Origin of the sequence: Actinocatenispora rupis (genome assembly GCF_016861975.1) — a bacterium.
In the GTDB taxonomy this organism is placed as follows: domain Bacteria; phylum Actinomycetota; class Actinomycetes; order Mycobacteriales; family Micromonosporaceae; genus Actinocatenispora; species Actinocatenispora rupis.
Window position 1 is genome coordinate 23,860 of record NZ_BOMB01000007.1, and the last position, 25,271, is coordinate 49,130.

The 25,271-nt window shown below is 73.8% G+C and carries 27 protein-coding genes, 1 tRNA gene and 1 riboswitch; of the genes, 17 read left to right on the plus strand and 11 right to left on the minus strand.

Annotated elements, in window-relative coordinates; all coding sequences use genetic code 11:
• Window positions 1–27 precede the first annotated feature (27 nt).
• The 3 genes from Aru02nite_RS05700 (at window position 28) to Aru02nite_RS05710 (ending at window position 3,577) form a co-directional block, all read left to right on the plus strand.
• Window positions 28–1,173 carry a lycopene cyclase family protein gene (locus Aru02nite_RS05700; RefSeq protein ID WP_203655492.1) on the plus strand — a complete coding sequence of 382 codons (1,146 nt, stop codon included), beginning with the start codon at window positions 28–30 and terminating at the stop codon, window positions 1,171–1,173.
• Window positions 1,174–1,258: 85 nt separating this feature from the next.
• The gene (locus tag Aru02nite_RS05705; protein ID WP_203655493.1) at window positions 1,259–2,404 is read left to right on the plus strand and encodes a serine hydrolase domain-containing protein; all 1,146 of its coding nucleotides are present in this window, start codon (window positions 1,259–1,261) and stop codon (window positions 2,402–2,404) included.
• Between the two features lie 84 nt (window positions 2,405–2,488).
• A complete protein-coding gene (locus Aru02nite_RS05710; RefSeq protein WP_203655494.1) occupies window positions 2,489–3,577 on the plus strand; it encodes a hypothetical protein in 1,089 nt (362 codons plus the stop codon).
• Here Aru02nite_RS05710 and Aru02nite_RS05715 read toward each other — a convergent pair.
• The gene (locus Aru02nite_RS05715) at window positions 3,555–4,124 is read right to left on the minus strand and encodes a hypothetical protein (protein WP_203655495.1); all 570 of its coding nucleotides are present in this window, start codon (window positions 4,122–4,124) and stop codon (window positions 3,555–3,557) included. The genes Aru02nite_RS05710 and Aru02nite_RS05715 overlap by 23 nt on opposite strands.
• Window positions 4,125–4,551: 427 nt before the next feature.
• Between Aru02nite_RS05715 and Aru02nite_RS05720 the strand changes: the two genes are divergently transcribed.
• Window positions 4,552–4,908 (plus strand): GerW family sporulation protein, encoded by a 357-nt coding sequence (locus Aru02nite_RS05720; protein WP_203655496.1) that lies wholly within the window; start codon window positions 4,552–4,554, stop codon window positions 4,906–4,908.
• A 112-nt stretch (window positions 4,909–5,020) separates the two neighbouring features.
• Here Aru02nite_RS05720 and Aru02nite_RS05725 read toward each other — a convergent pair.
• Window positions 5,021–5,093, minus strand: a tRNA-Arg gene (locus Aru02nite_RS05725).
• A gap of 229 nt (window positions 5,094–5,322) precedes the next feature.
• Window positions 5,323–6,306: a C40 family peptidase gene (locus tag Aru02nite_RS05730; protein ID WP_203655497.1), complete on the minus strand. Its 984-nt coding sequence runs from the start codon at window positions 6,304–6,306 to the stop codon at window positions 5,323–5,325.
• Between the two features lie 11 nt (window positions 6,307–6,317).
• Window positions 6,318–6,476: riboswitch (cyclic di-AMP (ydaO/yuaA leader) on the minus strand.
• Between the two features lie 204 nt (window positions 6,477–6,680).
• Between Aru02nite_RS05730 and Aru02nite_RS05735 the strand changes: the two genes are divergently transcribed.
• From Aru02nite_RS05735 to Aru02nite_RS05745, 3 genes are read left to right on the plus strand one after another with little or no spacing between them, the layout of a single operon-like run.
• A complete protein-coding gene (locus Aru02nite_RS05735) occupies window positions 6,681–6,968 on the plus strand; it encodes a metal-sensitive transcriptional regulator (RefSeq protein WP_203655721.1) in 288 nt (95 codons plus the stop codon).
• Window positions 6,969–6,993: 25 nt separating this feature from the next.
• Window positions 6,994–7,197, plus strand: coding sequence for a heavy-metal-associated domain-containing protein (locus Aru02nite_RS05740; protein WP_203655498.1), 204 nt, complete (start codon window positions 6,994–6,996; stop codon window positions 7,195–7,197).
• A 5-nt stretch (window positions 7,198–7,202) separates the two neighbouring features.
• Window positions 7,203–9,377, plus strand: a complete 2,175-nt coding sequence (locus Aru02nite_RS05745) for a heavy metal translocating P-type ATPase (RefSeq protein WP_203655499.1) — start codon at window positions 7,203–7,205, stop codon at window positions 9,375–9,377.
• A gap of 10 nt (window positions 9,378–9,387) precedes the next feature.
• On the opposite strand, the gene Aru02nite_RS05750 is transcribed toward Aru02nite_RS05745, so the two are convergent.
• Window positions 9,388–10,536, minus strand: coding sequence for a class I SAM-dependent methyltransferase (locus tag Aru02nite_RS05750; protein ID WP_203655500.1), 1,149 nt, complete (start codon window positions 10,534–10,536; stop codon window positions 9,388–9,390).
• 43 nt (window positions 10,537–10,579) lie between these two features.
• Here Aru02nite_RS05750 and Aru02nite_RS05755 point away from each other — a divergent pair, with 43 nt between their 5' ends.
• Window positions 10,580–11,167: a GNAT family N-acetyltransferase gene (locus tag Aru02nite_RS05755; RefSeq protein WP_203655501.1), complete on the plus strand. Its 588-nt coding sequence runs from the start codon at window positions 10,580–10,582 to the stop codon at window positions 11,165–11,167.
• A 36-nt stretch (window positions 11,168–11,203) separates the two neighbouring features.
• Here Aru02nite_RS05755 and Aru02nite_RS36475 read toward each other — a convergent pair whose 3' ends face one another.
• Window positions 11,204–11,734 (minus strand): CGNR zinc finger domain-containing protein, encoded by a 531-nt coding sequence (locus tag Aru02nite_RS36475; protein WP_239076426.1) that lies wholly within the window; start codon window positions 11,732–11,734, stop codon window positions 11,204–11,206.
• 127 nt (window positions 11,735–11,861) lie between these two features.
• Between Aru02nite_RS36475 and Aru02nite_RS05765 the strand changes: the two genes are divergently transcribed.
• A complete protein-coding gene (locus Aru02nite_RS05765; RefSeq protein WP_203655502.1) occupies window positions 11,862–12,551 on the plus strand; it encodes an ABC transporter ATP-binding protein in 690 nt (229 codons plus the stop codon).
• The gene (locus tag Aru02nite_RS05770) at window positions 12,538–14,241 is read left to right on the plus strand and encodes a DUF6297 family protein (RefSeq protein WP_203655503.1); all 1,704 of its coding nucleotides are present in this window, start codon (window positions 12,538–12,540) and stop codon (window positions 14,239–14,241) included. Before Aru02nite_RS05765 ends, Aru02nite_RS05770 begins: the two co-directional genes overlap by 14 nt.
• Window positions 14,242–14,263: 22 nt before the next feature.
• On the opposite strand, the gene Aru02nite_RS05775 is transcribed toward Aru02nite_RS05770, so the two are convergent.
• On the minus strand, window positions 14,264–14,977 hold the full coding sequence (locus Aru02nite_RS05775) for a hypothetical protein (protein WP_203655504.1): 714 nt from the start codon (window positions 14,975–14,977) through the stop codon (window positions 14,264–14,266).
• A 152-nt stretch (window positions 14,978–15,129) separates the two neighbouring features.
• Here Aru02nite_RS05775 and Aru02nite_RS05780 point away from each other — a divergent pair, with 152 nt between their 5' ends.
• The 3 genes from Aru02nite_RS05780 to Aru02nite_RS05790 all read left to right on the plus strand — a co-directional run bounded on the left by Aru02nite_RS05780 (window position 15,130) and on the right by Aru02nite_RS05790 (window position 17,527).
• Window positions 15,130–15,603 (plus strand): universal stress protein, encoded by a 474-nt coding sequence (locus tag Aru02nite_RS05780; protein ID WP_203655505.1) that lies wholly within the window; start codon window positions 15,130–15,132, stop codon window positions 15,601–15,603.
• A 47-nt stretch (window positions 15,604–15,650) separates the two neighbouring features.
• On the plus strand, window positions 15,651–16,247 hold the full coding sequence (locus Aru02nite_RS05785) for a TetR/AcrR family transcriptional regulator (protein ID WP_203655507.1): 597 nt from the start codon (window positions 15,651–15,653) through the stop codon (window positions 16,245–16,247).
• Window positions 16,248–16,321: 74 nt separating this feature from the next.
• Window positions 16,322–17,527 carry an MFS transporter gene (locus tag Aru02nite_RS05790; protein ID WP_203655509.1) on the plus strand — a complete coding sequence of 402 codons (1,206 nt, stop codon included), beginning with the start codon at window positions 16,322–16,324 and terminating at the stop codon, window positions 17,525–17,527.
• Window positions 17,528–17,599: 72 nt separating this feature from the next.
• Here the strand turns inward: Aru02nite_RS05790 and Aru02nite_RS05795 are convergent, their stop codons facing one another.
• Window positions 17,600–18,583 (minus strand): MBL fold metallo-hydrolase, encoded by a 984-nt coding sequence (locus tag Aru02nite_RS05795; protein ID WP_203655511.1) that lies wholly within the window; start codon window positions 18,581–18,583, stop codon window positions 17,600–17,602.
• A gap of 272 nt (window positions 18,584–18,855) precedes the next feature.
• Here Aru02nite_RS05795 and Aru02nite_RS05800 point away from each other — a divergent pair, with 272 nt between their 5' ends.
• Window positions 18,856–19,011 (plus strand): hypothetical protein, encoded by a 156-nt coding sequence (locus Aru02nite_RS05800; protein ID WP_203655513.1) that lies wholly within the window; start codon window positions 18,856–18,858, stop codon window positions 19,009–19,011.
• A 20-nt stretch (window positions 19,012–19,031) separates the two neighbouring features.
• Here Aru02nite_RS05800 and mscL read toward each other — a convergent pair whose 3' ends face one another.
• Entirely contained in the window at window positions 19,032–19,439 is a 408-nt protein-coding gene (gene mscL, locus Aru02nite_RS05805; RefSeq protein WP_203655514.1) for a large conductance mechanosensitive channel protein MscL, read from the minus strand.
• 42 nt (window positions 19,440–19,481) lie between these two features.
• Window positions 19,482–19,994, minus strand: a complete 513-nt coding sequence (locus Aru02nite_RS05810) for an RcpC/CpaB family pilus assembly protein (RefSeq protein ID WP_203655515.1) — start codon at window positions 19,992–19,994, stop codon at window positions 19,482–19,484.
• Between the two features lie 137 nt (window positions 19,995–20,131).
• Here Aru02nite_RS05810 and Aru02nite_RS05815 point away from each other — a divergent pair, with 137 nt between their 5' ends.
• A complete protein-coding gene (locus Aru02nite_RS05815) occupies window positions 20,132–20,866 on the plus strand; it encodes a dienelactone hydrolase family protein (RefSeq protein ID WP_203655516.1) in 735 nt (244 codons plus the stop codon).
• A gap of 7 nt (window positions 20,867–20,873) precedes the next feature.
• Here Aru02nite_RS05815 and Aru02nite_RS05820 read toward each other — a convergent pair whose 3' ends face one another.
• Entirely contained in the window at window positions 20,874–21,269 is a 396-nt protein-coding gene (locus tag Aru02nite_RS05820; RefSeq protein WP_203655517.1) for an FmdB family zinc ribbon protein, read from the minus strand.
• Between the two features lie 95 nt (window positions 21,270–21,364).
• Window positions 21,365–21,991, minus strand: coding sequence for a 5-formyltetrahydrofolate cyclo-ligase (locus tag Aru02nite_RS05825; protein WP_203655518.1), 627 nt, complete (start codon window positions 21,989–21,991; stop codon window positions 21,365–21,367).
• 141 nt (window positions 21,992–22,132) lie between these two features.
• Here Aru02nite_RS05825 and Aru02nite_RS05830 point away from each other — a divergent pair, with 141 nt between their 5' ends.
• Complete coding sequence (locus Aru02nite_RS05830) at window positions 22,133–24,292, plus strand: GGDEF domain-containing protein (protein WP_239076427.1); 2,160 nt, start codon at window positions 22,133–22,135, stop codon at window positions 24,290–24,292.
• Window positions 24,293–24,301: 9 nt separating this feature from the next.
• Window positions 24,302–25,264, plus strand: a complete 963-nt coding sequence (locus tag Aru02nite_RS05835) for a UTP--glucose-1-phosphate uridylyltransferase (RefSeq protein ID WP_203655519.1) — start codon at window positions 24,302–24,304, stop codon at window positions 25,262–25,264.
• Window positions 25,265–25,271 lie beyond the last annotated feature (7 nt).

Here is a 25,271-nt window from a genome sequence, read left to right on the forward strand (position 1 = left end):
CCACAGTGGACGGATCGGTCACCCGGGATGACCGACGTCGACCTCGTACTCGTGGGCGGCGGTGGCGCGGCGCACTGCCTGCTGCACGCGCTCGGCGCGCTCCGCGGGCTGCGCGTCGCCGTGGTGGATCCCGTACGGCACAGCGGAAACGACCGTACCTGGTGCTTCTGGGACCGGGGCCGCAGTCCGGTCGAGCAGGCTGTCACCCGGCGCTGGTCGGCGCTGCGCGTCGTCGGCCCGGACGGCGCCGCGCACCCGCTCGCCGCGCGCGGCTGGTCGTACGCGCTGGTCCGGTCCGCCGACCTGTACGCCCTGGCCCGCGAGCGCGCCGCGCACCTCGACGTGACCTGGTACGACGAACCAGCCCTGGACGTACGAGACGGCGCGGAGCGGGCGCGCGTCACCACGCCGTCCGGCGAGCTGCGCGCCCGCTGGGTGTTCGACTCCCGCCCGCTGCCACCGCCACCACGCCGCCCGCTGCTCGCCGGCCGCCGGGAGGGCGCGGAAACCGCGCTGCTGCAACACTTCCGGGGCTGGTGGCTGTCCGGCGCCGACGTCGACCCGGACACCGCGACCCTGATGGACTTCGCCGTACCCCAGCCGCCCGAGGGCCTCGCCTTCGGTTACGTACTCCCGGTTTCCGCGTCGCGCGCGCTGGTCGAGTACACGGTGTTCTCGCGGCACCGGCTGCCGACCGAGGCGTACGACGTGCTGCGCGGGCGGTTCCCCGGGGCCCGCGTCGAGTCGACCGAGGACGGCGCGATCCCGATGACCGACGCGGCGTTCCCGCGGCGTACCGGACGGCGGGTGTTCCGGCTCGGCACCGGCGGCGGCGCCACCCGACCCGCCACCGGGTACACGTTCCGCGCGATGCTCCGGCAGGCCGCGTCCGTCGCCGCCGACCTCGCCGCCGGCCGCGTACCGCTGCCGCCCCGCCCGTACCCCAGGCGGCACCTCGGGTACGACGCGGTCCTGTTGCGCGCGCTCGACCGTGGCCTGGTCGACGGCCGGCGGCTGCTCACCGACCTGCTCGCCGGAAGCCCGGACACGCTCGCGTTCCTCGACGGCACCACCACCCCGCGCCAGGAACTGTCCCTGCTCGCCGTCACCCCGCGCGGCGCCATGGCCCGCGCCACCGCCCAGGTACTCCGGGCCCGCCTCACCGGCCGCTGACACGTTCGGCCGGGCGTACGCGACGAGTTTCCGCCCCGCCACCGGTCGGTACGGGTCAGGATGGACGGACGGGAGGGAGCGCGCGATGACGGACAGGTTCGCCGCACTCGGGGCCGCCGCCGAGAAGCACGTCGGCCCGTCGGACGTACCGGGGCTCGTGGCGCTGGTGTCGCAGGGCGACGAGGTACACGTCGAGGCGCGCGGCCGGCTCGCCGTGGACGGCCCGCCCGTACGACGGGACTCGCTGTTCCGGATCTCGTCCACCACCAAGCCGATCACCGCCGCGGCCACCCTCGCGCTGGCCGGCGAGGGACTGTTCGACCTGGCCGACCCGGTCGACCGGCTGCTCCCCGAACTCGCCGACCGGCGCGTCCTGCGCCACCTGCACAGCCCACTCGACGACACCGTCCCCGCCGTACGCCCGGTCACCGTGCGGGACCTGCTGACGTTCACGTTCGGCTTCGGGATGGTCGGAGAGATGTTCGCGGCGACCGAACCGTGGCCGGTCGTCACCGCCGCCGGCGAGCTGCACCTCGCCACCTTCGGCCCGCCCGAGCCGCAGACCAAACCCGACCCCGACACCTGGATCGCCCACCTCGGCTCCCTGCCGCTGATGGCCCAGCCCGGCGAACGCTGGATGTACAACACCGGCTCCGCCGTCCTCTCCGTACTGCTCGCCCGCGCCGCCGGCACCACGTACGGCGAGGTGCTGCGGACCCGGCTGTTCGAGCCGCTCGGCATGCGCGACACCGGGTTCTTCGCCGCGGACACCGGCCGGCTGGCCACCGCGTACCGGCCGTCGCCGGACGGGCTGACCGTCCTCGACGCGCCGGACGGGGCGTGGGGCCGACCGCCCGCGTTCGAGGACGGCGCCGACGGGCTGGTGTCCACTGTGGACGATCTGCACGCGTTCGGCCGGATGCTGCTGCGCGGCGGCGACCCGGTGCTCACCCCCGCCGCCGTCCGCGCCATGACCAGCGACCAGCTCACCCCCGGCCAGAAGGCCCGCGGCGGCCTCGGCGCCGACTTCTTCGCCGAACAGTCCTGGGGGTACGGCGGCGGCGTCCTCGACAACGGCTCGTACGGCTGGGCCGGCGGCCTCGGCACCACCTGGATGATCGACCCCGCCCACGACCTCACCATCGTCGTACTCACCCAGCGCGAGTTCGAGTCGCCCAGCGCCCCCGACGTCCACCACGACCTCCAGACCGCCGTGTACGCCGCCCTCTGACTGGCGCCCGACGCCCCCGACTTCGGCAACCGGTCACCGAAAGCAATCAGTGACAGTGATGTCGTTCGGTGTGATATTGGGTGAATGTATCGAAGGATCACGAGCGGGCAGAAAACGCCGGGCAGGCTGCTGCTGGCGCAGGTACCGGGGCGCCGCGCGGGCGACTCCGAGCTGCGCGACCTCGTGACGGACGCGCTCGACGGCGGCCTGGTCGTGACCGGCGACAACGCGATCCAGACGGTACGAAGCCTGCGCCGCGACACGAGCCCGGTACTCGTCGATCGCGCGCGGTACCAGGGCAACAGCCGCACGCTCGCCGACCAGGCGTTCGACCCGACGTGGATCCGCGACCAGCGCGCGCTCGGCCTGCCCTGGGTACTGCCGGACGCGGGGTACGTCGACGCCGACGACCGCGACGGCCTGCGCAGCGTGTTGCGCCGTACCGCGCAGCTCGGCGACGACGCGGTCGCGCTGCTCGCGCTGAACCTGGCCTGGCTGAAGAACCAGAGGGTGCCCGTACTGCTCGACGCCATCCGGACCGTCGGGGTACCCGTGGCGCTGGTCCTGGAACACAAGGACGATCCGCTCGGCGTGCAGGACGCGATGCGGGGGCTGCTGCGGGTGCTGGCGCTGCCCGTACCGGTGATGCTGTTGCGTTCGGACGTGTCCGCGGTCGGCGCGTTGTGCTTCGGCGCGGTCGCCGCCGCGGTGGGCGTGGACACGTCGCTCCGGCACCTGTATCCCCGTGGTGGCGGCGGCCCGCCGGGTCGTCCGCGAGAGGCGTCCGCGCTGTTCCGGCCGTGCCTGGCGTACAAGCGGATCGGGAACATCGCGGCGGCCGTCGCGCGCGACCCGGACAACCCCGTGTGGCAGTGCCGCTGCCGGTACTGCGCCGGCCGACCGATCACGATGCTGCGTACCGCGAGCGACGTCGGATGGGCGTCCGCGCTGCACTCGCTGGACCTGCTGTACCAATTGCGCGACGAGACGCTGCACCGAACACACACCGTCCTCGACAACCAGACGAGCTGGGTCGAGAAGTGCTCGCTGGCCGCCGGCGACTGCGCCGAACTGGCCGAGCGGTACCCCGGTGGCGGGTGGGCGCCCCCGAAGGCGTTGGAGAACTGGGTCGAGTTCGGCGGCGGGTCGATCAGGCGCCCGGTGGACCGGTGAGTACGCCGTCGAGGATGAGCCGCCGGTACACGATCTCTTCGGACTCGCGGCGCAGCGCCCCGTAGCGGGAGGTCGGTGCAGGGCCGTTGTGTCCGGACTGTACGAGCCGGACGCCGCCGTCGGGCGCGGCCCGCAGAACCCCGACGCCGTACCAGAGGGCGTTGAGCAGGCCCTCGTCGCCGGGGTCCCGTTCGACCAGGAACGCGGTGGCGGCGAACCCGGAGAGCCTGCCGGCGCCGGCCATGCCGCCGCGCCAGGTGCGGTACCGGCCGCAGATCCCGACCAGCCGCACCACCCGCGGCGGGACGGTCGGCCACAGCTCCGGGAGCTCGTCCCAGGAGGTCAGCGTCGCGGCGTCCATGACGGGCGCCCAGCCGGACGCGACCCGGTCGGCGTGCGCCTGGTGGTCGACGGTGGCGACGACGGTGACGCGCTCGCCGAACATCCGGACCCGGTCGACAACGGTACCGGTCCAGCCGAGCGCGTCGATGCCGTCGAGCAGCAGCGGGTCCGGCCCGGTACGGGTGGTCGGGCGGCTGGCAGGCACGGCAGAACCTCGGCGTTCTCGGGACACAGGTCGTCTCCTCACCGATCCTAGGGACCGGCCCGCAACACCGGTCTCCGTACCCAACCGGCCAGCCCAGCGCGCGACACGCGCCGGTGCGCCGATCGGAGGACAGACCCGACGACGCGGACGACCATGCCGGCCGCACGGCGCGCCCAGACAGGGAGCCGTCCGGGACAGCGCCGCGAGCAAGCCGCGTACCCAAAGAACTCGGCCCACGGGCGGGCGTGCGTTCGCCAGCGGGCCCTTGCGCACCGACTGGCGGCTCACACGAGGGGTGCGGCTGCCGCATCGACTTCCGGGCCGTTCCGCGCGATCGGCCCAGGCGGCGCGGGGCGGACCGGTAACGTGGCCGGCGAGAGTACGCCGTCCGCGGTGCGTGGCGCCCATGAGGGCGGGAGGTGCGCTCATGACGAGCGTGGAATCCGGCAACGGCCCACTGGCCCGGTTGGCCGACCGACTCGGTACGACGCTGTCGGTCTCGCAGGTGGTCGGTACGCCGATCGAGCGGAACGGCACGACCGTCGTACCGGTCGCCAAGGTGGGCCTCGGCTTCGGCGGCGGTGTCAGCACGGCACCGGACAAGCCCGGCGAGGGTGGCGGTGGCGGCGGGGGCGCCCGGCCGGTCGGCTTCATCGAGATCCGCGACGGAGCGGCCACGTACCATCCGGTCCGGGACCCGTGGCGCGATGTCGTGGTACCCGTCGCGGTGGTACTGGCCCTGGTGGCGCCCTGGATCGTCCGGGCGCTCACCCGCCCGCGCTGATCCCGGTCCCCGGGTACCGATGCGTGCGCGGCCCGCGCCACACGCCCTGTCGTGGCCGGGCCAACGACAAGGGCCAGCCCCCGGCAGTACGCCGATGAGCTGGCCCCTCCGGTGCCCCCGGCGCGATTCGAACGCGCGACACCCGCTTTAGGAGAGCGGTGCTCTATCCCCTGAGCTACGAGGGCGTAGGCCGGTGGGACCGACCCGCTGTGCACCCCGGGTCACGTGCCAAGCTCCCGGCTGCGACCGGGCGCCCGTGCGTACCCGTGGGCTCGGACCGAGCTTACCGGCCGGTCCGCCGCGGTCTCCAGCGACATCCGTCGCGCCGCGGTACGAGGTGGCGGAAAGCGCGACGCCGGTACCGGGGCGGGGGGTGCTCCGGTACCGGCGTCGCGTTGGGGGTGGGAGTGTGGCTCAGCGCACCCGGCCGTAGCCGTCGATCGGCATGGTGTCGATGCCCGCCTTCTTCACGGGCTCGCCGTACGTCGGGGCGTGGATCACGGTGCCGCCGCCGATGTAGATGGCGACGTGCTCGTTGTTGTAGTAGAAGACCAGGTCACCGGGCTGGAGGTCGCCGCGGCCGATGCGCGCGGTCTCGTTCCACTGGGAGTACGTGCTGTGCGACAGGGAACGTCCCGCGTTCGCCCACGCGGCCATGGTGAGGCCGGAGCAGTCGTACGCGCTGGGCCCTGCCGCGTTCATCTGGTACGGCTTGCCGAGCTGGTTCCAGGCGAAGGAGACGGCCTGGCCGGCGGTGCCGGGGATGTTCGGCGGCGGGCCGTAGTCGACGGTCTGCCCGTAGTTGTCGGGCGAGCCGTACGCCTGGGTGCGCATGTCGCGCAGCTTCTGGACGTCCGCGTCGAGCTTCTTCTTCTTGGCGGCCAGGTCCTTCTTCTGCTGGTTCTCCTTGTCGACCGTCGAGGTGAGCGCGTTCTTCTGCCGGTCGAGCTCGTTCTTGGCCTTGACGAGCGCGGAGACCTGTTGGTTCTGCTGGTGCGCGATCTGGTCGAGCATGGACAGCGAGTCGAGCAGGGTGTTGGCCGACCCGTTGGCCAGGATCGAGTTGACCGCGTTGGCGGTGCCCCCGCGGTACGCCGCGGACGCGATCGAGCCGACCTGCCGCTGTGCCTTGTCGACCTTGATCTCCAGCGGCTTCAGCTTCTTCTGCAGCGCGGCGATCTTCTTGTTGTTCTTCTTGAGGTCGACCATGAGCCGGTCGTACTGCTCGACGGCCTTGTTGAACTGGTTGGACTTGGCCTGGATCTGCTTGTCCAGGTCGGCCTCGGAGGGCGTGGCGTGCGCCGGGGTGGCGAGCGCCACGAGCGCGACCGCCGAGACGGCGGCGAACAGCGCCAGCGCGAGGGTCCGCAACGGTCTCGCGGTACGGGTGATGGACACCGGGGGCCGGCTCCTTCTTCCTCAACCGCCTGTTGGGTTAGCTGACGGGTTCGGGCGGGAAGAAGTTTCGCCCTACCGCGGCCCAGGGGGCGGGCAGCGGATTCACCCCGTGAATGTGGGTCCCCAGCTCGCCGCGACGCGACGGCGCGGCGATTCGGCGGTGTCGTCCGGTGCCACCCACGGGCGGATGGCAGACATCCGGGCAGACGGTGAGTCACCTTAGAGATAACCGTCAGTCGGTGGCAAGTCGGTCCCCGCCAGTTGGTACGCGATCGCTGCATGACCCTTCGCTTCGCGTACGCACGGCTGCGCGTGGTGAGTTTATACGGTAGGGGGGTAGGGTAGAGTCGAGGTCGCGGAGGGGGATGGTGACGATGACCGAATACTGGTACAGCGACGACAAAAAGGCGCTGCTGACCCGGTTGCGCCGAATCGAGGGACAGGTCCGCGGCGTCGCCCGGATGGTCGACGAGGACCAGTACTGCATCGACATCCTGACCCAGATCTCCGCCGCGACGCGTGCCCTGCAGGGCGTGGCACTCGGCCTGCTCGACGGGCACCTGTCACATTGTGTAGCCGAGGCGACAGCGAAGGGTGGCGAGGAGGCGGACGCCAAGGTCAAGGAGGCCACGGCGGCCATCGCCCGCCTCGTCCGCTCCTGACGACCCACACGACGGAGGCGAACGGATGGCAACGCAGACGTACACGGTGAGCGGCATGACCTGCGGGCACTGCGCCAGCTCGGTACGCGAGGAGATCGGCACGCTGCCCGGCGTGCAGGACGTACGCGTCGACGTGGCGAGCGGTCGCGTCGAGGTCGACGCCGACGGGCCGCTGGCCACCGACGCGGTCCGCGCGGCCGTCGACGAGGCCGGGTACGAGCTGGTGTGAGCCGGATGGCGAGCGTCGAGCTGCGGATCGGCGGGATGACCTGCGCGTCCTGCGCCGCCCGGGTGGAACGGAAGCTGAACAAGCTGCCCGGCGTGACGGCCAGCGTGAACTTCGCCACCGAAACCGCCCGCGTCGGGTACCCGGACGAGCTGACGGTCGCGGATCTCGTCGGCACCGTCGAGGCCACCGGGTACACGGCGCGGCCGCCGGAACCGGAGCCGGTGCCGGACGACGTACGGCCGTTGCGCCGGCGGCTGGTGGGTGCGGCGGCGCTGACCGTACCGGTGCTGCTGCTCACGATGGTGCCGGCGGTGCGGTTCCCGGGCTGGCAGTGGCTGGCGCTGGCGCTCGCGGCACCGGTCGTCACGTGGGGCGCCTGGCCGTTCCACCGCGCGGCACTCACGAACCTGCGGCACGGCGCCGCCACCATGGACACCCTCGTGTCGCTCGGCGCGGCCGTGTCGTACCTGTGGAGCGTGTGGGCGGTGGTGCGGGGCGGTGCCGGCGGCGGGATGGGCGGCGTGCTGTGGGGCGCCGCCGATCGGGGGCCCCAGCCGTACCTGGAGGTCAGCGCGACGCTCACCACGTTCCTGCTCGCCGGCCGGTACGCGGAGGCGCGGGCGCGGCGGCGTGCCGGCTCGGCGCTGCGCGCGCTGTTGTCGTTGGGCGCCAAGGACGTCACGGTGCTGACCGACGGCCGGGAGCGCACCGTACCGGTCGGGCGGCTCGCCGTCGGCGACACGTTCGTCGTACGGCCGGGGGAGCGGATCGCGACCGACGGCCGGGTGCTGTCCGGTACGAGCGCGGTCGACGCGTCGATGCTCACCGGCGAGTCCGTACCGGTCGAGGTCGGGCCGGGTGACGACGTGGTCGGCGCGACCGTCAACGCCGGCGGCCGGCTGGTCGTCCGCGCGACGCGGGTCGGCGCGGACACCCAGCTCGCGCAGCTCGGCCGGCTCGTCACCGAGGCGCAGAACGGCAAGGCCCGGGTGCAACGGCTGGCCGACCGGATCTCCGCGGTGTTCGTACCGGTGGTGCTGGCGCTGGCGGTCGGTACGGTCGCGGCCTGGCTGCTGCTCGGCCACCCGCCCGTCGCGGCGGTCACCGCGGGAGTCGCGGTCCTGATCGTGGCGTGCCCGTGCGCGCTCGGCCTCGCCACGCCGACCGCGTTGCTCGTCGGTACCGGGCGCGGCGCGCAGCTCGGCATCGTCATCAAGGGCCCCGAGGTACTGGAGTCGACGCGGCGGATCGACACCGTCGTCCTCGACAAGACCGGTACCGTCACCACCGGCCGCATGACCCACACCGGTACGGTCGCCGCCGCCGGCGAGACGCCCGCCGACGTCCTGCGGTACGCGGGGGCGGTGGAGCACGCGAGCGAGCATCCGATCGGCCGGGCGGTCGCGGCCGCGGCGGGGACGGTGCCGCCGGTCGAGGACTTCGCGGCGGTCTCCGGCTTCGGCGCCGTCGGTACGGTCGCGGGACGGCGCGTCGTCGTCGGCCGCGCCGCGCTGCTGGACCAGTACGGGATGACCGTGCCGGCGGAGCTGGACGGTGCGGTGAAGCAGGCCGGCGCGACCGGTGCCACCGCCGTACTGGTCGGCTGGGACGGCAGCGCCCGCGGCGTACTGGTGGTGTCGGACGCGGTCGCGGACGGCTCGGCCGAGGCGGTCGAGGAGCTACGCGCCCTCGGCCTGCACCCCGTACTGCTGACCGGCGACCACGCCGCCGCGGCCGAGACGGTCGCCGCGCGGGTCGGCATCACCGAGGTGCACGCCGAGGTACTGCCCGCCGGCAAGGTCGACGTGGTCGCCGAACTCCAGCGGCAGGGCCGGGTCGTGGCGATGGTCGGCGACGGCGTGAACGACGCCGCCGCGCTGGCCCGCGCCGATCTCGGCATCGCCCTCGGCACCGGCACGGACGTGGCGATCGAGGCGAGCGACCTGACGCTCGTCGGCGGCGACCTGCGCTCCGCGGTCGACGCGATCCGGCTCTCCCGCCGCACCCTCCGCACCATCCGCGGCAACCTGTTCTGGGCCTTCGCGTACAACGTGGCGGCGGTGCCGCTGGCCGCGCTGGGGCTGGTGACGCCGGTCGTGGCGGCTGCGGCGATGGCGTTCTCCAGCGTGTTCGTGGTGACGAACAGCTTGCGCCTCTTCGGTTTCCGCCCCCGCCGCTGAGTTCGTCGGGTCAGGTGTCGGTGGTGAGCCGGTCGGCGAGCAGCCGGCCGAGCGCCGGGTCGACCTGCCAGGTGTCGAGCAGCGCGCGGTAGCCGGCGCGCGCGGCCGTACGCTCGGCCGGGCCGGCGCCGCGGTGGGCGCGCAGCAGCAGGTTGCGCGGGGTGTGCTTCGAGTCGACGAACTCGACGACCTCGACGCTCCAGCCGAGCGCGCGCAGCAGCTCCGCGCGTACCGTGTCGGTCAGCACGTCGGCGAACCGTTCGCGGAGGATCCCGTTGCGTACCAAGGGATCGCGGTGGGTGCGCAGTTGGCCGGCCAGCTCGTGGTGGCAGCAGGGCGCGGCGAGCAGCCAGGGCGCGTCCCAGCCGACGGCGCGGGCGATCGCGTCGTCGGTCGCGGTGTCGCAGGCGTGCAGGGCGAGGACCACGTCGGCGCCGTCGACCGGGGCGTCGGTGATCGTGCCGGCCACGAACGACACCCGGTCCGCCGCGCCCAGCCGCTCGGCCAGCGCGGTGTTGCGGTCCCGCTGGTCGGCGCGGACGTCCACGCCCACCAGCCGTACGTCGGCGCCGCGGCGCGTCGTCAGCCACCGGTACGCCGCGAACGTCAGGTACGCGTTGCCGCAGCCCAGGTCGACGACCCGGAGCGGGCTCGGCAGCCGGTCCGGGAGTGTCGCGTCGAGCGCGCGCAGGAACGCGTCGACCTGGCGCCGCTTCGCCGCGGTGCCGCCGATCGTCGCGTACAGCTCGTCGTCGGGGGCCAGCAGGTACGACTTCGCCCGGTCGTGGCCGGTGTCGGGCCGTTCGCCGGTGCCCGCGGACCGGTGCACCTGCGCCTCGCCGCGCTTCGTGACCCGCAGCTGCACCGTCTCGTCGGTGCCGGTGACGTGCCAGTTTCCGTACGGCTCGGCGAGCAGTTCGTCGACCGCGGTGCCGGCCTCGGCGCCCCATGCCACGTTCCGCGTGGTGGGGCGCTGCCCGTCGGACGCGGAGATCTGGAGCCGCGGTCCGGCCGAGAGGTCCACCGGCCGCAACTCCACCCGCGGCATCGCCGGTACGGCGCCGCGCCGCTTCCCGCTGCCGACCGCGCGTACCAGGCGGTCGGGGTCGGTGAGCAGGGCGCGGAGGTCGGCGAGCGCGGCGGCGAGCGGTTCGGGCACCCCGCAAGCCTACGAGCTGGCGTACGGCTGCCAGGATGGCGCCATGGTCGTACGGCTGGTCCCGCCCTCGGAGATCCTCGTCGCGAACGGTGTCACGCTGCGCCGCTGGCGTACCGGTGACGCCCGTGCCCTGTGCGACGTCGTTCGGGCCTCGTTGAGCCATTTGCGGCCCTGGATGCCGTGGGCGACCGACGGGTACGACATCGACGACGCCCGCGCGTTCCTCACCCACAGCGTCGAGACCTGGGACGCCGGCCAGGACTTCCAGTACGCGGTGGTGCTGGGGGCGCGGCGCGTCGTCGGCAGTATCGGCCTGATGTCGCGGATCGGCCCCGGCGCCCTGGAGATCGGCTACTGGGTCGACGTCCGGCACACCGGCCAGGGCATCGCCACCCGCGCGACCGCCGCGGTGTCCGCCGCCGGCCTCGCCGTACCGGGCATCGGGTACGTGGAGATCCGGCACGACCCGGCCAACGCCGCGAGCGCCGCCGTACCGAACCGGCTCGGGTACCGGCGGGTCGACGACACCGTGGACGCCGACGGGCGCCCGTCCTGGGCGTGGCGCCTCAGCGGTGACGACCTCGCCGCCAGCCGCGTTCCCGACGCCCTCGGCCAGCGCCGCTTCCGCTGACTCCCACCGCGCCGGATCCCTTGCGTACCAAGGGGGTCAGGCGGTGGTGGCGCGTTGCCGGTAGGTGCGGGTCTTGTTGCGGTTGCCGCAGACGCGCATGGAGCACCAGCGGCGCGACGAGTTGCGCGAGGTGTCGTAGTAGACCCAGCGGCAGTCGTCGGCGGGGCAGATCTTGAGGCGGCGCCAGGTGCCGTCGTGGCTGGCGAGGGTGACGGCGGCGAGGATCTCGCCGAGGGTGCCGACGACGCCGGTGCCGGCGGGCGCGGGCCGGGCGCCGTCCGGGCCGAACGTGGCGGCCAGCGGGATGCCCGCCGCGATCCGGTCCAGCTCGGTACGGTCCCGGTCGGTGTCGACGCCGTGGTGGGTCGCGGCCTCGGCGCGCAGTTCGGTACGCAGCCGGCGGGCGAGATCGAGGTCGGTGTCGCGGGCGGGCGCGGGGTGGCCGTGGTCGGCGAGCCACCGACGGAACGTCGGCACGTCGACCAGGTCGTCGGCGCCGCTCTCCACGTCGACGGAGTTGAGGAACGACTCGACGAGTCGCAGCGGCGCCGGTACGGACTCGGCCACCTGCACCACCTCCCGACACCACTGTACTGATGTGACCGGTCACCCACGACCCGCCGCGGTGCCACGACCGTACGGCGGAGGGCAGCGACGCACGACCCCGTCCGGGCACGCCGTAGCATCGGCAGGCGTGGCCACTCCTCCGCTGTTGGAACTCCGCGGTGTCACCCGCGTGTACGGGGAACGGCAGGCGCTCGAACCGGTCGACCTGAGCCTGCGCGCCCGCAAGTGCGTCGTCCTGCTCGGCGCGAACGGGTCGGGCAAGTCGACCCTGCTGCGCATCGCGTGCGGCCGGGACACCCCCACCGAGGGCACGGTCCGGCTCGGCGGCGTACCGCTGACCGAGGAGGACGTGCGCACCCGGACGCAGATCGGCGTGGTGGCCGACAGCGTCGGGTACTACCCGGACCTGACCGTACGGGAGCACCTGCACCTGGTCGCGGTCGCGCACGGCGCCGGCGCCGAGGCGGACGGGATGGTCGAGTCGGCGCTCGTCGACTGCCGGCTCGACGACCACGCCGACGCGCTGCCCGGTTCGCTGTCCAGCGGGCAGACCCAGGCCCTCCTGCTCGCCTCGGTACTCGTCCGCCCCCGCAAGCTCCTCGTACTGGACGAGCCGGAGCAGCGGCTCGACCCGTTCGCCCGGGACTGGCTCGCGGGCGTACTGACGGCCGAGAAGAAGGCGGGCACCGCGCTGCTGGTCGCCACCCACCACACCGATCTCGCCGCCGCGGTCGCCGACCGCGTACTCGTGCTGCGCGAGGGGCAGGTCGTCGCCGACGGCAAACCGGACGAGGTGCTCGCCGGTGACATCGCCTGATCCGGTCCTGACCACGCCGCGGCCGGAGCCCGTCGACACGCTGGACCGGGCGACCGTCGCCGCGCGTACCCGGGAGACGTTGGCGCTGCTGCGTCGACTGCGCCGGGCGCACCTGCGGGAACAGGCGGGCAGCGCGGCGTTCGCGGCGTACGCCACGGCCATCGGCCTGCTCGTGTACGGCGGTGCCCTGCTGCCCTGGCTGCGTCGGCTGTCCGCCGGCCAGCAGCAGACCACCGACGCCGCCGTACTCGGTGCCGCGGCGCCGCCCGCGCTGATCGCCCTGACCCTCCTGCTGTTCGTCGCCGTACTGCGGGACGCGCTGTGGCGCGGTCCGGTCACCGTGCCCGTACCGGCGGCGAGCTGGTTGCTGCCGCTGCCGATCGACCGGGGCCGGATCCTGCGCCCGCGGCTGCGCAACCAGCTGGTCATCGGTGCCGTCGGCGGCGCGGTACTCGGTGTCGCCGTGGCGGTCGCGCTGACCACCGGCGGCCTCGCGGTCGGCCGGTTCGGTCCGCTGCTCGGCGCGTCGGCGGGCGGGTTCGCCGCCGCGGGCGTGCTGTCGTTCGGGGTGTCCGCGCTGGTGGAGCGGTACCAGCGGGCGGCCCGGCTGGTCCGGTTGCTGGCGCCGGTCGCGGTCCTCGTCGCGGTCGCCCTCGGCGTCCAGGCCGGCCTCGCCGCGTACGGGCACGACCTGCCGGTGCTGGTGCGGGTCGAGACGTGGACCGGACCGTGGGGCTGGGCCGTACAGCCGGTCCTCGCGGTCACCGGCCCGGTCGTACCCGGGTGGCCGGTGGGGTTCGCGCTGCTGGTCGTGGCCGCGCTCGCGGCGGCCGTCGTGGCGATGGTCGTCTGCCCCGGCGTCTCCGGCCGTACGTTGCGGATCCGGGCGCGGTCGGTCGCCGGCTTCACCGCCGGCCTGACCACCCTCAACCCGCGCGCCGCGGCCCTGGAGATCCGGGCCGCGCGCAGCCGACCCGCGCGTACGTTGCGGCTGCCGCGGCCACACCACCCGCGGCTGATCATCCCGTGGCGGGACGCGACCGCGCTGGTCCGCTCCCCGTCCCGGCCCGCCTGGGCGGTACTGCTGACCGCGGTCGGCTTCCTGCTGATCCGGCTGTCCACCGGCGCCGCCAACCTGTACCTGTCGCTCGCGTTGCTCGCCGCCGGGCTCGTCGCCGGCTACCTGGCCGCCGCGCAGCTCACCGAGCCGGCCCGGTTGGACGCCGACGACCCGCGCCGCGCCGGCTCCCTGCCGTACGCGTTCGACCGGTTGGCGTTGCGCCACGTGGTGGTGCCGCTCGTCGTCGCCGGCGTCCTGGCCGAGGTGTGCGCCGTGGTCGCGGTCGCCCTGACCGGCTCGGTCACCGCCCTGCTGGTACCGGTGATCTGCGTGCCGGCGCTGGTGTTCGCCGCGCTCGTCTCCGCGTACCGGGGGCCGGTGCCGGCCGCCGCGATGAACGGCCCCGACACCCCGGCCGGCAACCTCGGCATGGTCACCGTCGTCGCCTGGTACGTGGCGGGTCCGCTCGTCGCGGTCGTCCTGCTGCTGCCGCCGATGCACCTCACGCTGGGCGCGCACGCCCCCGGCTCGGTGCTCAACTACGTACTGTGGGGTCTCGCCGTCGCCGCGATCCTCGCCTTCTGGTCCGTACGCCGGGCGCACAACCGCGCCAACGACATCCACCCCTGAGCCGTCGTACCGCCCCGCCGGGTCAGACGGCGGCGGGGCGGGTGGCGGTGGTGAAGATCTCGTCGTACACGGTGGGGTCGTGGGACAGCACGATCGGGAAGCCGGCACCGCGCTCGCCGCCGGTCCACCGCACCTCGACGCCGGGGTTGTGCCACTCGCTGCCGTCCGGCAGGAACACGTGCGGGCTGCCGGCCACCGCCCGGTCCTTCGCCGTACGCCACTGGCTGATGACCTCGGGGCGCCCGGAACCCAGGTACAGCGCCTTGGTCAGCGCGGCGGTGTTGACGCTCGCGCAGGACTCGGCGACGGCCAGTACTTCCGGCAGCAGCGTGATGCAGCGGCTCTCCGCGAACAGCGCGTGCCGCAGCGCCGCGTCCAGTTCGTCGCTCGCGGCGAGACCGCCGACGTCCGGACGCTTCGCCGCCTGTACCGCCTCCTGCGGCAGCAGGGTGGACGCCGGCCAGAGCGAGTCCGCCGCCTGCCACATCTGCCAGCCGAGCGTCTCGTCCAGCCCGCCGATCACCGGGATCTCCGCGTCCACCACCCGTTTCGGGTTCGGCCGGCCGAGCAGCTCCTGCGGGTACGCGCGCAGGTCGATGCGTACGCGGGTGAGGCCGAGCCGGCGCCGTGCCCGCCGCAACCCGGTCAGCGCCAGGGTCGCCCACGGGCACGCGATCTCGGAGTAGACGGTCAGTACGCCAGGTTCCGGGTTGAACTCGGGTTCCTTACGCGGCACGGGACCTCCCGGGTGTGAGCACGTGATTGTCCAGGATCGCGCAGGGAGTGGCATCCGCGCGGCCCGGTCGGTCCATCCGGAGAGTGTTTCCCGGCGCCCCGAATGGGGGACAATCGCACTCGGGTACGCCGGCGTACGGCGGGAGGTGCGTGATGGAGCGGACCGTTCCGTTCGTGGTGGTGGGGATCGACGGCCAGGAGGCGTCGACCGCGGCGCTGCGCTGGGCCATCGCCGAGGCGTGGGCGCACCGCGCGCGGGTCGTCGCGGTGCACGCGTTCACCGAACCGGCGGTGAGTGACGTGACGATGGTGCCGCCGGACGCGTTGGCGCACGCCGAGGACGCGCACCGGGCCGCGGTGCAGTGGCGGGACGAGGCGCTGGCCGCGCTCCCCGAGTACCCGGAGGCCGACGTCGAGGTCCAGGTACGCCTGGGTCCGGCGGGTCCGGCGCTGACCGAGGCGGCGTGCGGCGCGCTGCTTCTGGTGGTCGGCAGCCACGGCCACCATCCCCTGCACCGCCTCGTGTACGGGTCGGTCAGTCACTACTGCGTGGGGCATGCCCCGTGCCCGGTGGTCGCCGTCCCGTTCCAGCCGCGGCTGCCGGTGGACGCACCTCGCCCGGAGTGACCGCCGTCGTATTGCACCGGTCGATGCAAAACCGGTAGCGTGCCGGTATGGCCCGACCGAGGACGTTCGACGAGGACCGCGCGCTGGACACGGCGATGCGCACGTTCTGGGCCAACGGGTACGAGGGCACCTCGACCCGCGACCTGTGCGACGCGCTGAACCTCGACCGCAGCAGCGTGTACAACGCCTTCCGCAGCAAGCACGAGCTGTTCGCCCGCGCGCTCGCCCGGTACATCGAGACGATGAACGCGCAGCAGCTCGCGATCCTCGCCGACCCCGACCTGTCCGCGGTGGCGCGGATCCGGGCACTGTTCGACCGGATCATCGACACCGAGTTCGAGCACCGGCGGCACGGGCGCGGCCTCGGCTGCCTCACCGTCAACAGCACCGTCGAACTCGCCGGCCGGGACGAGCGCGTCACCCGGATGCTCGACCGCGACCTTGCCGTACGGCTCGACGCGCTGCGTACCGTGATCGAGGCGGGGCGGGCGGCGGGCGAGGTGACCTCGGGTCGGGACGCCGACGATCTGGCCCGCTTCGTCAATGCGGTCATCGCCGGGATGCGGGTGGCCGCGCAGGGCGGCGCGTCCCGGGCGGCGCTGACCGCGATCGCCGCGACGGCGGTGGACGCCCTGACCGCCTGACCTCGTCGCGTGGAGCGACGCGCCTTCTGCTGTCTCAATTCTGCACCGATCGATGCAAAACCAGGAGACCCACCGTGCCCCGATCCACGTACGTCCTCGCGCTCGGCATCTTCGCGATGGTCACCAGCGAGTTCGCCGTCGCCGGTCTGATGCCCCAACTCGCCGCCGGCCTGCACGTCACCGTCCCGCAGGTCGGCTACCTCATCACCGCGTACGCCGTGGCCATGGCGCTCGGCGGCCCCCTCGTGTCCGCCGCCGTACTCCGGCTCCGCGCCCGCACCGCCCTCGTCGTACTCTCCGCCGTCTTCCTCGCCGGCAACGTGCTCGCCGCCGCCGCACCCACGTACCCGGTGATGGTCGTGGCGCGGATCGTCACCGGCGCCACCGCCCAGGCGTACTTCGGGGTCGCGGTGTCGCTCGCGGTCCGGCTCGCCCGGCCCGAGCTGCGCGGCCGCGCCGTCGCCGTCGTCATGAACGGGCTGATGCTCGGCACCCTGCTCGGCCTGCCGCTCGCCACCCTCGTCGGCGAACGCTTCGGCTGGCGCGCCGCGTTCGGCGCCGTCGGCATCCTCACCGTCCTCGCCGCCGCGGTCACCGGCCGCGCCGTCCCCAACATCGCGTACGCCGACGCCGACGGTGTCCCGCTGCGCCGGCGGCTCGCCGTCTTCACCCGCCCGCGACTCTGGCTCACCCTGTCGACCAGCACGTTCGTCATCGGCGCGACGTTCGCCGCGTTCAGCTACCTCAACCCGATCCTGACCGGCGTCACCGGCTTCCGGCCGTCCACCGTCCCGCTCCTGCTCATCGCGTACGGCGCGGCCACGGTCCTCGGCAACACCGTCGTCGGCCGCCTCGCCGACCGGTACGCCGTGCCCGTCGTCGCCAGCGGGCTCGCGCTCAACCTCGCGTTCCTGGTCGGGTTCGCGCTCTTCGCCCGGCACGCGCCGGTCGCCGTCGCGTGCCTGCTCGGCATCGGCCTCGTCGGCGTCACGATGAACCCCGCCCTGGCCACCCGCGTCCAACGCGCCGGCGACACCGGGCCGCTCGTCAACACCGTGCACTCGTCGTTCATCACCGGCGGGGTGGTCGTCGGATCCTCGCTCGGCGGCCTCGTCATCGCCGGCGCCGGGCTGCTCGGCACCCTCTGGCTCGGCGCCGCGCTCGCCGCCGTCGGCCTCCTCACCCTCGTCCCCGGCCTTCGCCGGACCGCCGCGGCCGCAGCGTCCGAACCGTCCCGCCAGCCGTGCCCAGCCACCAGCCCCGGCACGGAAGCCGCCTGACCCGGCCCCCGATCCCTTGGTACGAAAGGAAACGGGGCCGGTCGGTCCGTCGGTGGCTCGGCGATGTCGGGGTCAGGCGGAGTCGAGGCGGCGGGACTCGCCGATCGCGAGGTCCCACAGGTCCGCGGCGGGTCGGCCGGCGGCGGCCCACGCGGCGCGTACCCGGGTGAGTGGTTCGGTGGCCGGCTCGGTCGTCATCGCGAACGTGCCCCAGTGCATGGACGCCAGGTGCGGCGCGCCCAGCTCGACGCACGCCTGCACGGCCTCCTCCGGGTTCATGTGCACCGGCCGCATGAACCACCGCGGGTGGTACGCGCCGATCGGCAGCATCGCCACGTCGATCCCCGGGTACCGGCGGGCGATCTCACCGAACCAGCGGCCGTATCCGGTGTCGCCCGCGAAGTACGCCCGGTGGCCGCCCGGCGCGGTCAGTACCCAGCCGCCCCAGAGGCTGCGACAGGTGTCGGCGAGGCCGCGCTTGCTCCAGTGGTGCGCCGGTACGAAGTCGAACCGCACGCCGCCCAGCTCGGCCGACTCCCACCAGTCCAGCTCGGTCACGGCCCGGAAGCCGCGGCGCCGGAACCACTCGCCGAGCGCCGCCGGTACGAAGACCGCGGTGTCCCGCGGTAGCCGTTTGATGGTCGGCGCGTCGAGGTGGTCGTAGTGGTTGTGGCTGATCACGACGGCGTCGACGCGGCGCAGGTCGGCGAACGCCACGCCCGGCGGCACGAAGCGGGGCCGGATGCCGGGGATGCGCCGCGACCAGACCGGGTCGGTGAGCACCCGCAGCCCGCCGATCTGTACGACGAACGTGGCGTGCCCGACCCAGGTCAGCGCCGTGGTCGTGGCGGGGACGGTGGGCAGGCCGTCGCGCCGGACCGGGATCCGGTCGGTGTCGCCGATCGCCGCCAGCGGGCCGCCGACCCGTACCAGCCGGAGCATGTCGCGTACGCCGGGCAGCGGTTCGGTCAGCCGGTCCGCGAAGTTCTTCGGCCAGACCCGCCCCGTGTCGCGTGGGGTACTGGCGGGGCGGAGTGGGGAGGCGGTCTGGTCCATCCGGTGTCCTTCCCCGGGCGTCGCATCCGGTCCGGCCGGTCCCGGTTCGCCCGCTGCTGCGGCCCCGCGACCTCGTCCGGCATCCGTTGTACCGACGCGCGGTGAATCGGGGCCGGCGTCCCGGCCAACGATGTCGGTCGATCTCCTCACGACCTCAGTGTGCTGTGCCGAACGCCCGTTCGGACCGGATACGCTCGGCGCGAGGGCCGGCCCGCGGCCGGCGCGGGCGACCGGACGGCGGTCGCAGGAGGTACGACATCGGGAGCGACACGGTGGGCAGGTACGACGACGAGCGCGAGGTCGAGCTCGACGACGAGCAGGCGGTCCTGCCGGACCAGACCGCGGACGACACCGACGCCGGCTGGGGTGAGCGGCACCAGGACAACGACGACCGGCTGCTCGCCGACCGTCCGCCGCACTGGGACTGACCCCAGCCGACCGGCGACCGTCAGGCGGTCGGATCCACCTGCGCGGTGCAGAACGAGCAACGCGACGCCGCCGCCGGGATGCTCGACAGGCACTCCGGGCAGTCCCGCTTCGGTGCGTCCAGCTTCGCCGGGAAGAACCGCCGCAGCATCCGGTCCACCGGTACGACGACCAGGAAGTAGAGCACGGCGGCGACGATCAGGAACGCGAACACCGCGTTGATGAACACCCCGTACTTGAACTGGCTGCCGTTCAGCGTGAAGTAGAGACTGCTGAAGTCCTGCTTGCCGCCGATGGCCGCGATGAGCGGCGTGATGAAGCTGCTGACCAGCGCGTTGACCACGGCGGTGAACGCCGCGCCGATCACGATGCCGACCGCCAGGTCGACGACGTTGCCGCGCAGGATGAAGTCTCGGAAACCCTTGAGCACCGGTTCGCTCTCCTCGATGTGGTGCGCTCGGCACGCAGTACGTCAGCCGGGCCGGAGCGCGACCCCGATGCGGGCGGACGGCTCGGCACCGGCGACCCGGCGTGCCTCGTCTTCGGACATCGCCAAATACACCACGGAATCGCCCGCGGTGTCCGCTGAATGGCCGGGTGTCCCTCGAAGAACCAGCGCGCCGCGCACGATCACCTCGGCCGTACGGGAGTCGGCGCGGGTGACGGTCAGGTCCACCCGGTCGCCCGGTCGTACCAACCCGGTCACGTCGGGTTGGGCCACGGTCACCGCCAGCCCCACCTCGCCCGCCGGTACGCGGTCGCCCGGTGGCGCGGTCGCCCGGGTCGTCGGGCGCGGATGCACCGCGCACCGCTCGGCCGCCGCCGGCCCCGCTCCCGAGACCAGCACCCCGGCCGCCACGAGCAGCAGCGCCGCCACCGCGGCCCCGCGCAGCAGCCGCCCGCGCCGCCGCGGCGACCAGCGCACCGGGTCGAGCCGCTCGGCCCGCCGCCGGCCCCGCCCGGCACTCTTCTCCGACCTGTCCACGACAAACTCCCTCCGCCGCGGGGAACCGTAGACACCGGGTCGGGGTCGTCACCACCACCGGCCAGTACCTGTGGACAACGCCTGTGGACAACCGCCGGCCGATCCCGTACGCGTGGTAAAGGGGAGGGATGGCGTCGATGGACGGTGACGTGGTCGAACGACCGGTGCGGGTGCACCGGCCGGGCGGTGTCGTGCCCGGCGTGCTGTGGCTGCCGGCCGCCGCGTCCGCGCCGCCGCCCCTGGTACTGCTGGGACACGGCGGCAGCGGGCACAAGCGCAGCGCTCGGGTACTGGACCACGCGCGCTGGTTCGCGTCGGCCGGGCTCGCGTCGTACGCGATCGACGGGCCGTACCACGGGGAGCGGGTGACACGGCCGCTGGCGGCTGCCGAGTACCAGAAGCTGATGGTGGGGGCGGGGCTCGGGCGGGTCCTCGACGGGATGGTGGGCGACTGGGCGGCGGGGGTGGCGGCGCTGGCCGCGGAGGGGGTCGTGGACGGCGACCGGCTCGGCTACCTGGGGCTGTCGCTGGGGACCAGGTTCGGGTTACCGGTGGCGGCGGAGCTGGGCGACCGGCTCCGCTGCGCGGTGTTCGGCAAGTTTGGGCTGCGGCAGTGCGCCGCCATGGACCCGGGTCTGGACGCGCCGGAGCGGGTCGCCGCGGACGCCCGGCGCGTCACCGCGCCGCTGCTGTTCCACGTGCAGTGGCAGGACGAGATCTTTCCCCGGGACGGTCAGCTCGACCTCTTCGACACCCTGGGATCGGCGGACCGCACCCTGCTCGCCCACACCGGTACGCACGCGCAGACGCGCCCGGCCGCGTCGACGGCGTGGCGTCGGTTCGTCGCGGACCACCTGGCCGCGGGGGCGTGAGGCCGCGTCAGGCGCTGGCGGCGACCTTGCCGCCCGAACTGCCGCTGGAACTGGCGCCGGAGCCGCCACCCGAGGAGCCCGACGAACCGGACGAACCCGAGGTCGACGAGGACGAGCTGGACTTCGCGGAGTCCGACTTCGCGCCGTCGCCCGAACCCGACGACGAACCGGCGGAGTCGGCCGTGGACTTCGACTTCTCGCCGCTGATCGTGGACGAGGAGGAGCCGTTGCGTGAGTCGGTCCGGTAGAAACCCGAGCCCTTGAACACGACACCGACGGCCGAGAAGACCTTGCGCAGCTTGCCGCCGCAGTTGGGGCACTCGGTCAGCGGGCCGTCGGTGAACGACTGGACCGCTTCGAGCTGGTGGCCGCACTCGGTGCAGGCGTACTGATAGGTGGGCACCCTCTGCCTCCGCTGGCACTCTCAGTTTCTGAGTGCTAATCATCCGCCATCGGGGGCCCGTCCGTCCACCCGGGGTGGTGCGGTAGACAGCGTGGTCAGCCCGCCGTGGGGCCGATCCGGCGGAACCCGGCCGCCGGCGTGACCACCGCGTTGACCCGGCGGTCGTGCGGCTCGTGCGGCAACAGGTCGTCGACCAGTTCCCCGTCGTACAGCAGGGCGACGACGAGCGTGCGGCGCGGCACCCGGGACAGCGCCCGGTCGTACGACCCGCCGCCGCGGCCGAGGCGGGTGCCGGTCCGGTCCACCGCGAGCGCCGGCACCACCAACACCGACGCGGTACTCACGGCGCCGCGTCCGAGCCGCGGCCCGTCCGGTTCGCACAGCCGCCAGCGCGCCCGTTGCAGGCAGTCCGGCCCGGTGTACTCGGCCCAGTCGAGGTCCAGGTCGCTGCGCAGGACGGGGAGCAGCACCCGGTCGCCCCAGGTACCGAGGACGTCGGGGAGCGCGGCGCCGCCGGGTTCGCCGTCGGACGGCACGTACCCGGCGACGGAACGGCGGGCGGCGCCCACGGCGGGACGGCCCACCGGACGCCCGGCGCGCAGCAGATCCCGTACCACGGCGCGGATCGCGGCGTCGGCGGCGGAACGGTACGCCGGGGCACGATCGCGCCGTTCGGCGACCAACCGGTCGCGCAGGGACGACTTTTCGGAAAGTGCGTGCATTTCGCTGGGTCCAACCTCGCCGGGTGGGCGGTACCTCCGGATGCTGTGACAGCATCGCACCTGCGGGCTGTCGTCCCGGGCACGGATCGCCGAGACCGACACACCCATCGTGCACCGGCCGGAGCTACCACGGGAGGACGCGTGACGCTGCGCGCGCGGCTCACCGCCGCGTTCCTGGCCGTGGTGCTCGGGCCCGTGCTGATCGGGGCCGTGTTCGTCGGGATCACGGTGTCCGAGGTCAGCGCCCGGCGGGCGACCGAACGGTTGCAGATGGCGCAGACCACCGTCCGCACCACCGTCGACGCCGCCTGCCACGAGCTGCGGTCCGCCGCGCAGGTCGCCGCCCGGACGTACGGCGGGGGCACGGCGGGCGAGCGGGCCGCTGCCGCGCGCGAGGGCGTACAGACGGGGCTGGCGACGGCGGTGCAGGTGACCGACGAGGCGGGGGTGACCCGGTCGTCGGCCGGTCAGCTGCCCGGACCGTGGGCGGACTGCGCCGGCACCGGCACCACGAGTACGAACCGGCCGGAAACGCTGGTGGCGAAGGTACGGATGACCGACCGGGCCGGGCACACCATCGGCCAGGTCGTCGCCGGTACGCCGGTGGACCGGGCGTTCGTGACGCGGCTCGGCTCGGCCGCCGGCGTCGACGTGACGCTGCTCGACGACGGCGCGCCGGTGTCCACCGAAACCCGGCAGCAGGCCAACGAGGTCGCCGACACGGCGCTGCGGATGCGCGGCGACCAGGTGCGCGCCACCGGCGACGGGACGTACGTGCGGCTCGTGCCGGCGACCGTCGAGCAGCCGCTGCACCTCGCGCTGTCGTCCGGCCACTCCGGCTCCGAGGCGCTGTACGCGGTGCTCATCGGCGTGGTCGTGCTCGCCGGCCTGATCGCCGTCGGTGCCGCGTGGTGGCTCGCGAACTCCACCACCCGGCCGCTGTTCGAGCTGGCGTCGGCCGCCGACCGGGTCGCCGGCGGTGACCTCGACGCCCGGGTACCGGTGCGCAGCCGGGACGAGGTCGGCAAGCTGGGCAGCGCGTTCAACCGGATGACCCGCGAGATGCAGGCGTACGTGCACGCCCTGACGGCGAGCCGGGACCAGCTGCGCGGCAACCTCGGCCTGCTGGGCGACACCCTGTCCAGTACGCACGACCTGGACGGGATCCTCACCGTCATCCTGGAGACGGCGATGGCGGCGACCGGCGCGCAGTCCGGTGTCGTACTGCTGGTGGACAAGCCGGACGGCAAGTACCCGAACCAGCTGGTGGCGCGCTGCTCGGACGGCCTGGACGACCGGGCGCGGTCGCTGTCGGACATCCGGGTGGCGCTGGGCGAGGGCCTGCTGGGCGCGGTGGCGCAGGCCGGCGAGCCGCGCCGGGGCCGCGTCGACGGCATCGAACTCTCGCCGAACGAGCCGCGCTGCCGCACGTACATCGCGGTGCCGTTCTCCGGGGCGAGCCGCGCCACCGAACGCGAGGACGAGACCGGCCCGCAGCCCGGCCGGCTGCGCGGCGTCCTCGCCCTGTACGACCGGCTCGGCCAGGACGACTTCGACGACGCCGACCTCGGCACGCTGCGTACGTTCGCCGGGCAGGCCGCGGTCGCGGTGGACAACGTGCTGCTGCACCAGGAGACGGAGCGGCTGTCGCTCACCGACCCGCTCACCGACCTGTGGAACTACCGCTACCTGCGCGTCTCGCTGCACCGGGAGGTCGAGCGCGCGACCCGCTTCGACCGCCACCTGTCCGTACTCGCGATGGACCTGGACCGGTTCAAGGAGGTCAACGACACGTACGGGCACTCGGCCGGGGACGCGGTGCTCGTCGCGTTCGCGAACCGGATCCAGCAGGAGATCCGGGAGGTCGACCTGGCGTGCCGGCAGGGCGGCGAGGAGTTCGTCGTCCTGCTGCCGGAGACCGACGAGCACGGCGCCGGCCGGCTCGCCGAACGGATCTGCGGCGCCGTCCGCGACATGCGGGTACGGCTGCCCGATCCCGGCCCGGACGGCCCGATCGACATCGGTGTCACCGTCTCCATCGGCGTCGCCGTCTACCCCGAGCACGGCGCCACCGGCCAGGAGGTACTCGACGCCGCCGACGACGCGCTGTACGACGCGAAGGCGGACGGCCGGGACATCTGGCGGGTGGCGGCGGTCGGGCCGCGCCGCCGGCACCGTACGCGTGGGGGCGGCGACCGGGCGGCCGACGACTTCCCGCCCGCCGCGGACGGCTGGCCGGACGGCGACTCGGGCGGCGCGTCGCGGCGGGCACGACCGCCCAGGCAGACCCGGGGCGGTTAGTCTCGGCCCATGCCCGACCACGTCACCACCCCCGACTTCTCCTCCCCGGCCGACCGCGGGGTCCGCGCCACCAAGGCGGTCATCCCGGCGGCCGGGCTCGCCACCCGGTTCCTGCCCGCCAGCAAGGCGGTGCCCAAGGAACTGTTCCCGGTGGTGGACAAACCGGCCCTGCAGTACATCGTGGAAGAGGCCGCCACGGCCGGCATCAGCGACGTCCTGCTGATCACGGGGCGCGGCAAGAGTTCGATGGTGGACCACTTCGACCGGCGGCTCGACCTGGAGGCCGCGCTGGAGGCCAAGGGCGACACCGAACGCCTGGAGGCCGTGCGCCGCCCGGGTGAGCTGGCCGCGCTGCACTCGTCCCGCCAGCCGGAGCCGCTCGGCCTCGGGCACGCCGTGTCCTGCGCCGAGGACCATGTCGGCAACGTCCCCTTCGCCGTACTGCTGGGTGACGACCTGGTCGACGAGCGCGACCCGCTGCTGCCGACGATGCTCGACCTGCAGGCGGAGACCGGCGGCATCGTGCTCGCCCTGCTGGAGGTCCCGTGGGAGGAGGTCCACAAGTACGGCGTGGCCTCCGTGCGGGAGACCGACACGCCGGACGTCGTCGAGGTCACCGGCCTCGTCGAGAAGCCGGCTCGGGAGGACGCCCCCAGCAACCTCACCGTCGTCGGGCGGTACGTGCTGCCCGCGTCGATCTTCGACGCGATCCGGCGTACCGGTCCGGACAAGCGCGGCGAGATCCAGCTGACCGACGCGATGGCGCTGCTGCTGTCCGAGGGCACGCCGGTGCACGGCGTCGTCTTCCGCGGCCGGCGGTACGACACGGGCAACCCGACCGGATACCTGAAGGCCGTCGTGCAGCTCGCGACCGCGCGCTCCGACATCGGGCCGGACTTCCGCGCCTGGCTCGCGCAGTTCGTGGCGGACGGCTTCGACACGGTCGACGACAAGCCCGCCGGCACCGAGTAGACGAAGG

Bases quoted from the DNA above. Each gene is read 5' to 3' on its own strand.
- Aru02nite_RS05700 (WP_203655492.1), top strand. From the start codon at position 28: ATGACCGACGTCGACCTCGTACTCGTGGGCGGCGGTGGCGCGGCGCAC.
- Aru02nite_RS05705 (WP_203655493.1), top strand. From the start codon at position 1,259: ATGACGGACAGGTTCGCCGCACTCGGGGCCGCCGCCGAGAAGCACGTC.
- Aru02nite_RS05710 (WP_203655494.1), top strand. From the start codon at position 2,489: ATGTATCGAAGGATCACGAGCGGGCAGAAAACGCCGGGCAGGCTGCTG.
- Aru02nite_RS05720 (WP_203655496.1), top strand. From the start codon at position 4,552: ATGACGAGCGTGGAATCCGGCAACGGCCCACTGGCCCGGTTGGCCGAC.
- Aru02nite_RS05735 (WP_203655721.1), top strand. From the start codon at position 6,681: ATGACCGAATACTGGTACAGCGACGACAAAAAGGCGCTGCTGACCCGG.
- Aru02nite_RS05740 (WP_203655498.1), top strand. From the start codon at position 6,994: ATGGCAACGCAGACGTACACGGTGAGCGGCATGACCTGCGGGCACTGC.
- Aru02nite_RS05745 (WP_203655499.1), top strand. From the start codon at position 7,203: ATGGCGAGCGTCGAGCTGCGGATCGGCGGGATGACCTGCGCGTCCTGC.
- Aru02nite_RS05755 (WP_203655501.1), top strand. From the start codon at position 10,580: ATGGTCGTACGGCTGGTCCCGCCCTCGGAGATCCTCGTCGCGAACGGT.
- Aru02nite_RS05780 (WP_203655505.1), top strand. From the start codon at position 15,130: ATGGAGCGGACCGTTCCGTTCGTGGTGGTGGGGATCGACGGCCAGGAG.
- Aru02nite_RS05785 (WP_203655507.1), top strand. From the start codon at position 15,651: ATGGCCCGACCGAGGACGTTCGACGAGGACCGCGCGCTGGACACGGCG.
- Aru02nite_RS05795 (WP_203655511.1), bottom strand. From the start codon at position 18,583: ATGGACCAGACCGCCTCCCCACTCCGCCCCGCCAGTACCCCACGCGAC.
- Aru02nite_RS05815 (WP_203655516.1), top strand. From the start codon at position 20,132: ATGGACGGTGACGTGGTCGAACGACCGGTGCGGGTGCACCGGCCGGGC.
- Aru02nite_RS05825 (WP_203655518.1), bottom strand. From the start codon at position 21,991: ATGCACGCACTTTCCGAAAAGTCGTCCCTGCGCGACCGGTTGGTCGCC.
- Aru02nite_RS05835 (WP_203655519.1), top strand. From the start codon at position 24,302: ATGCCCGACCACGTCACCACCCCCGACTTCTCCTCCCCGGCCGACCGC.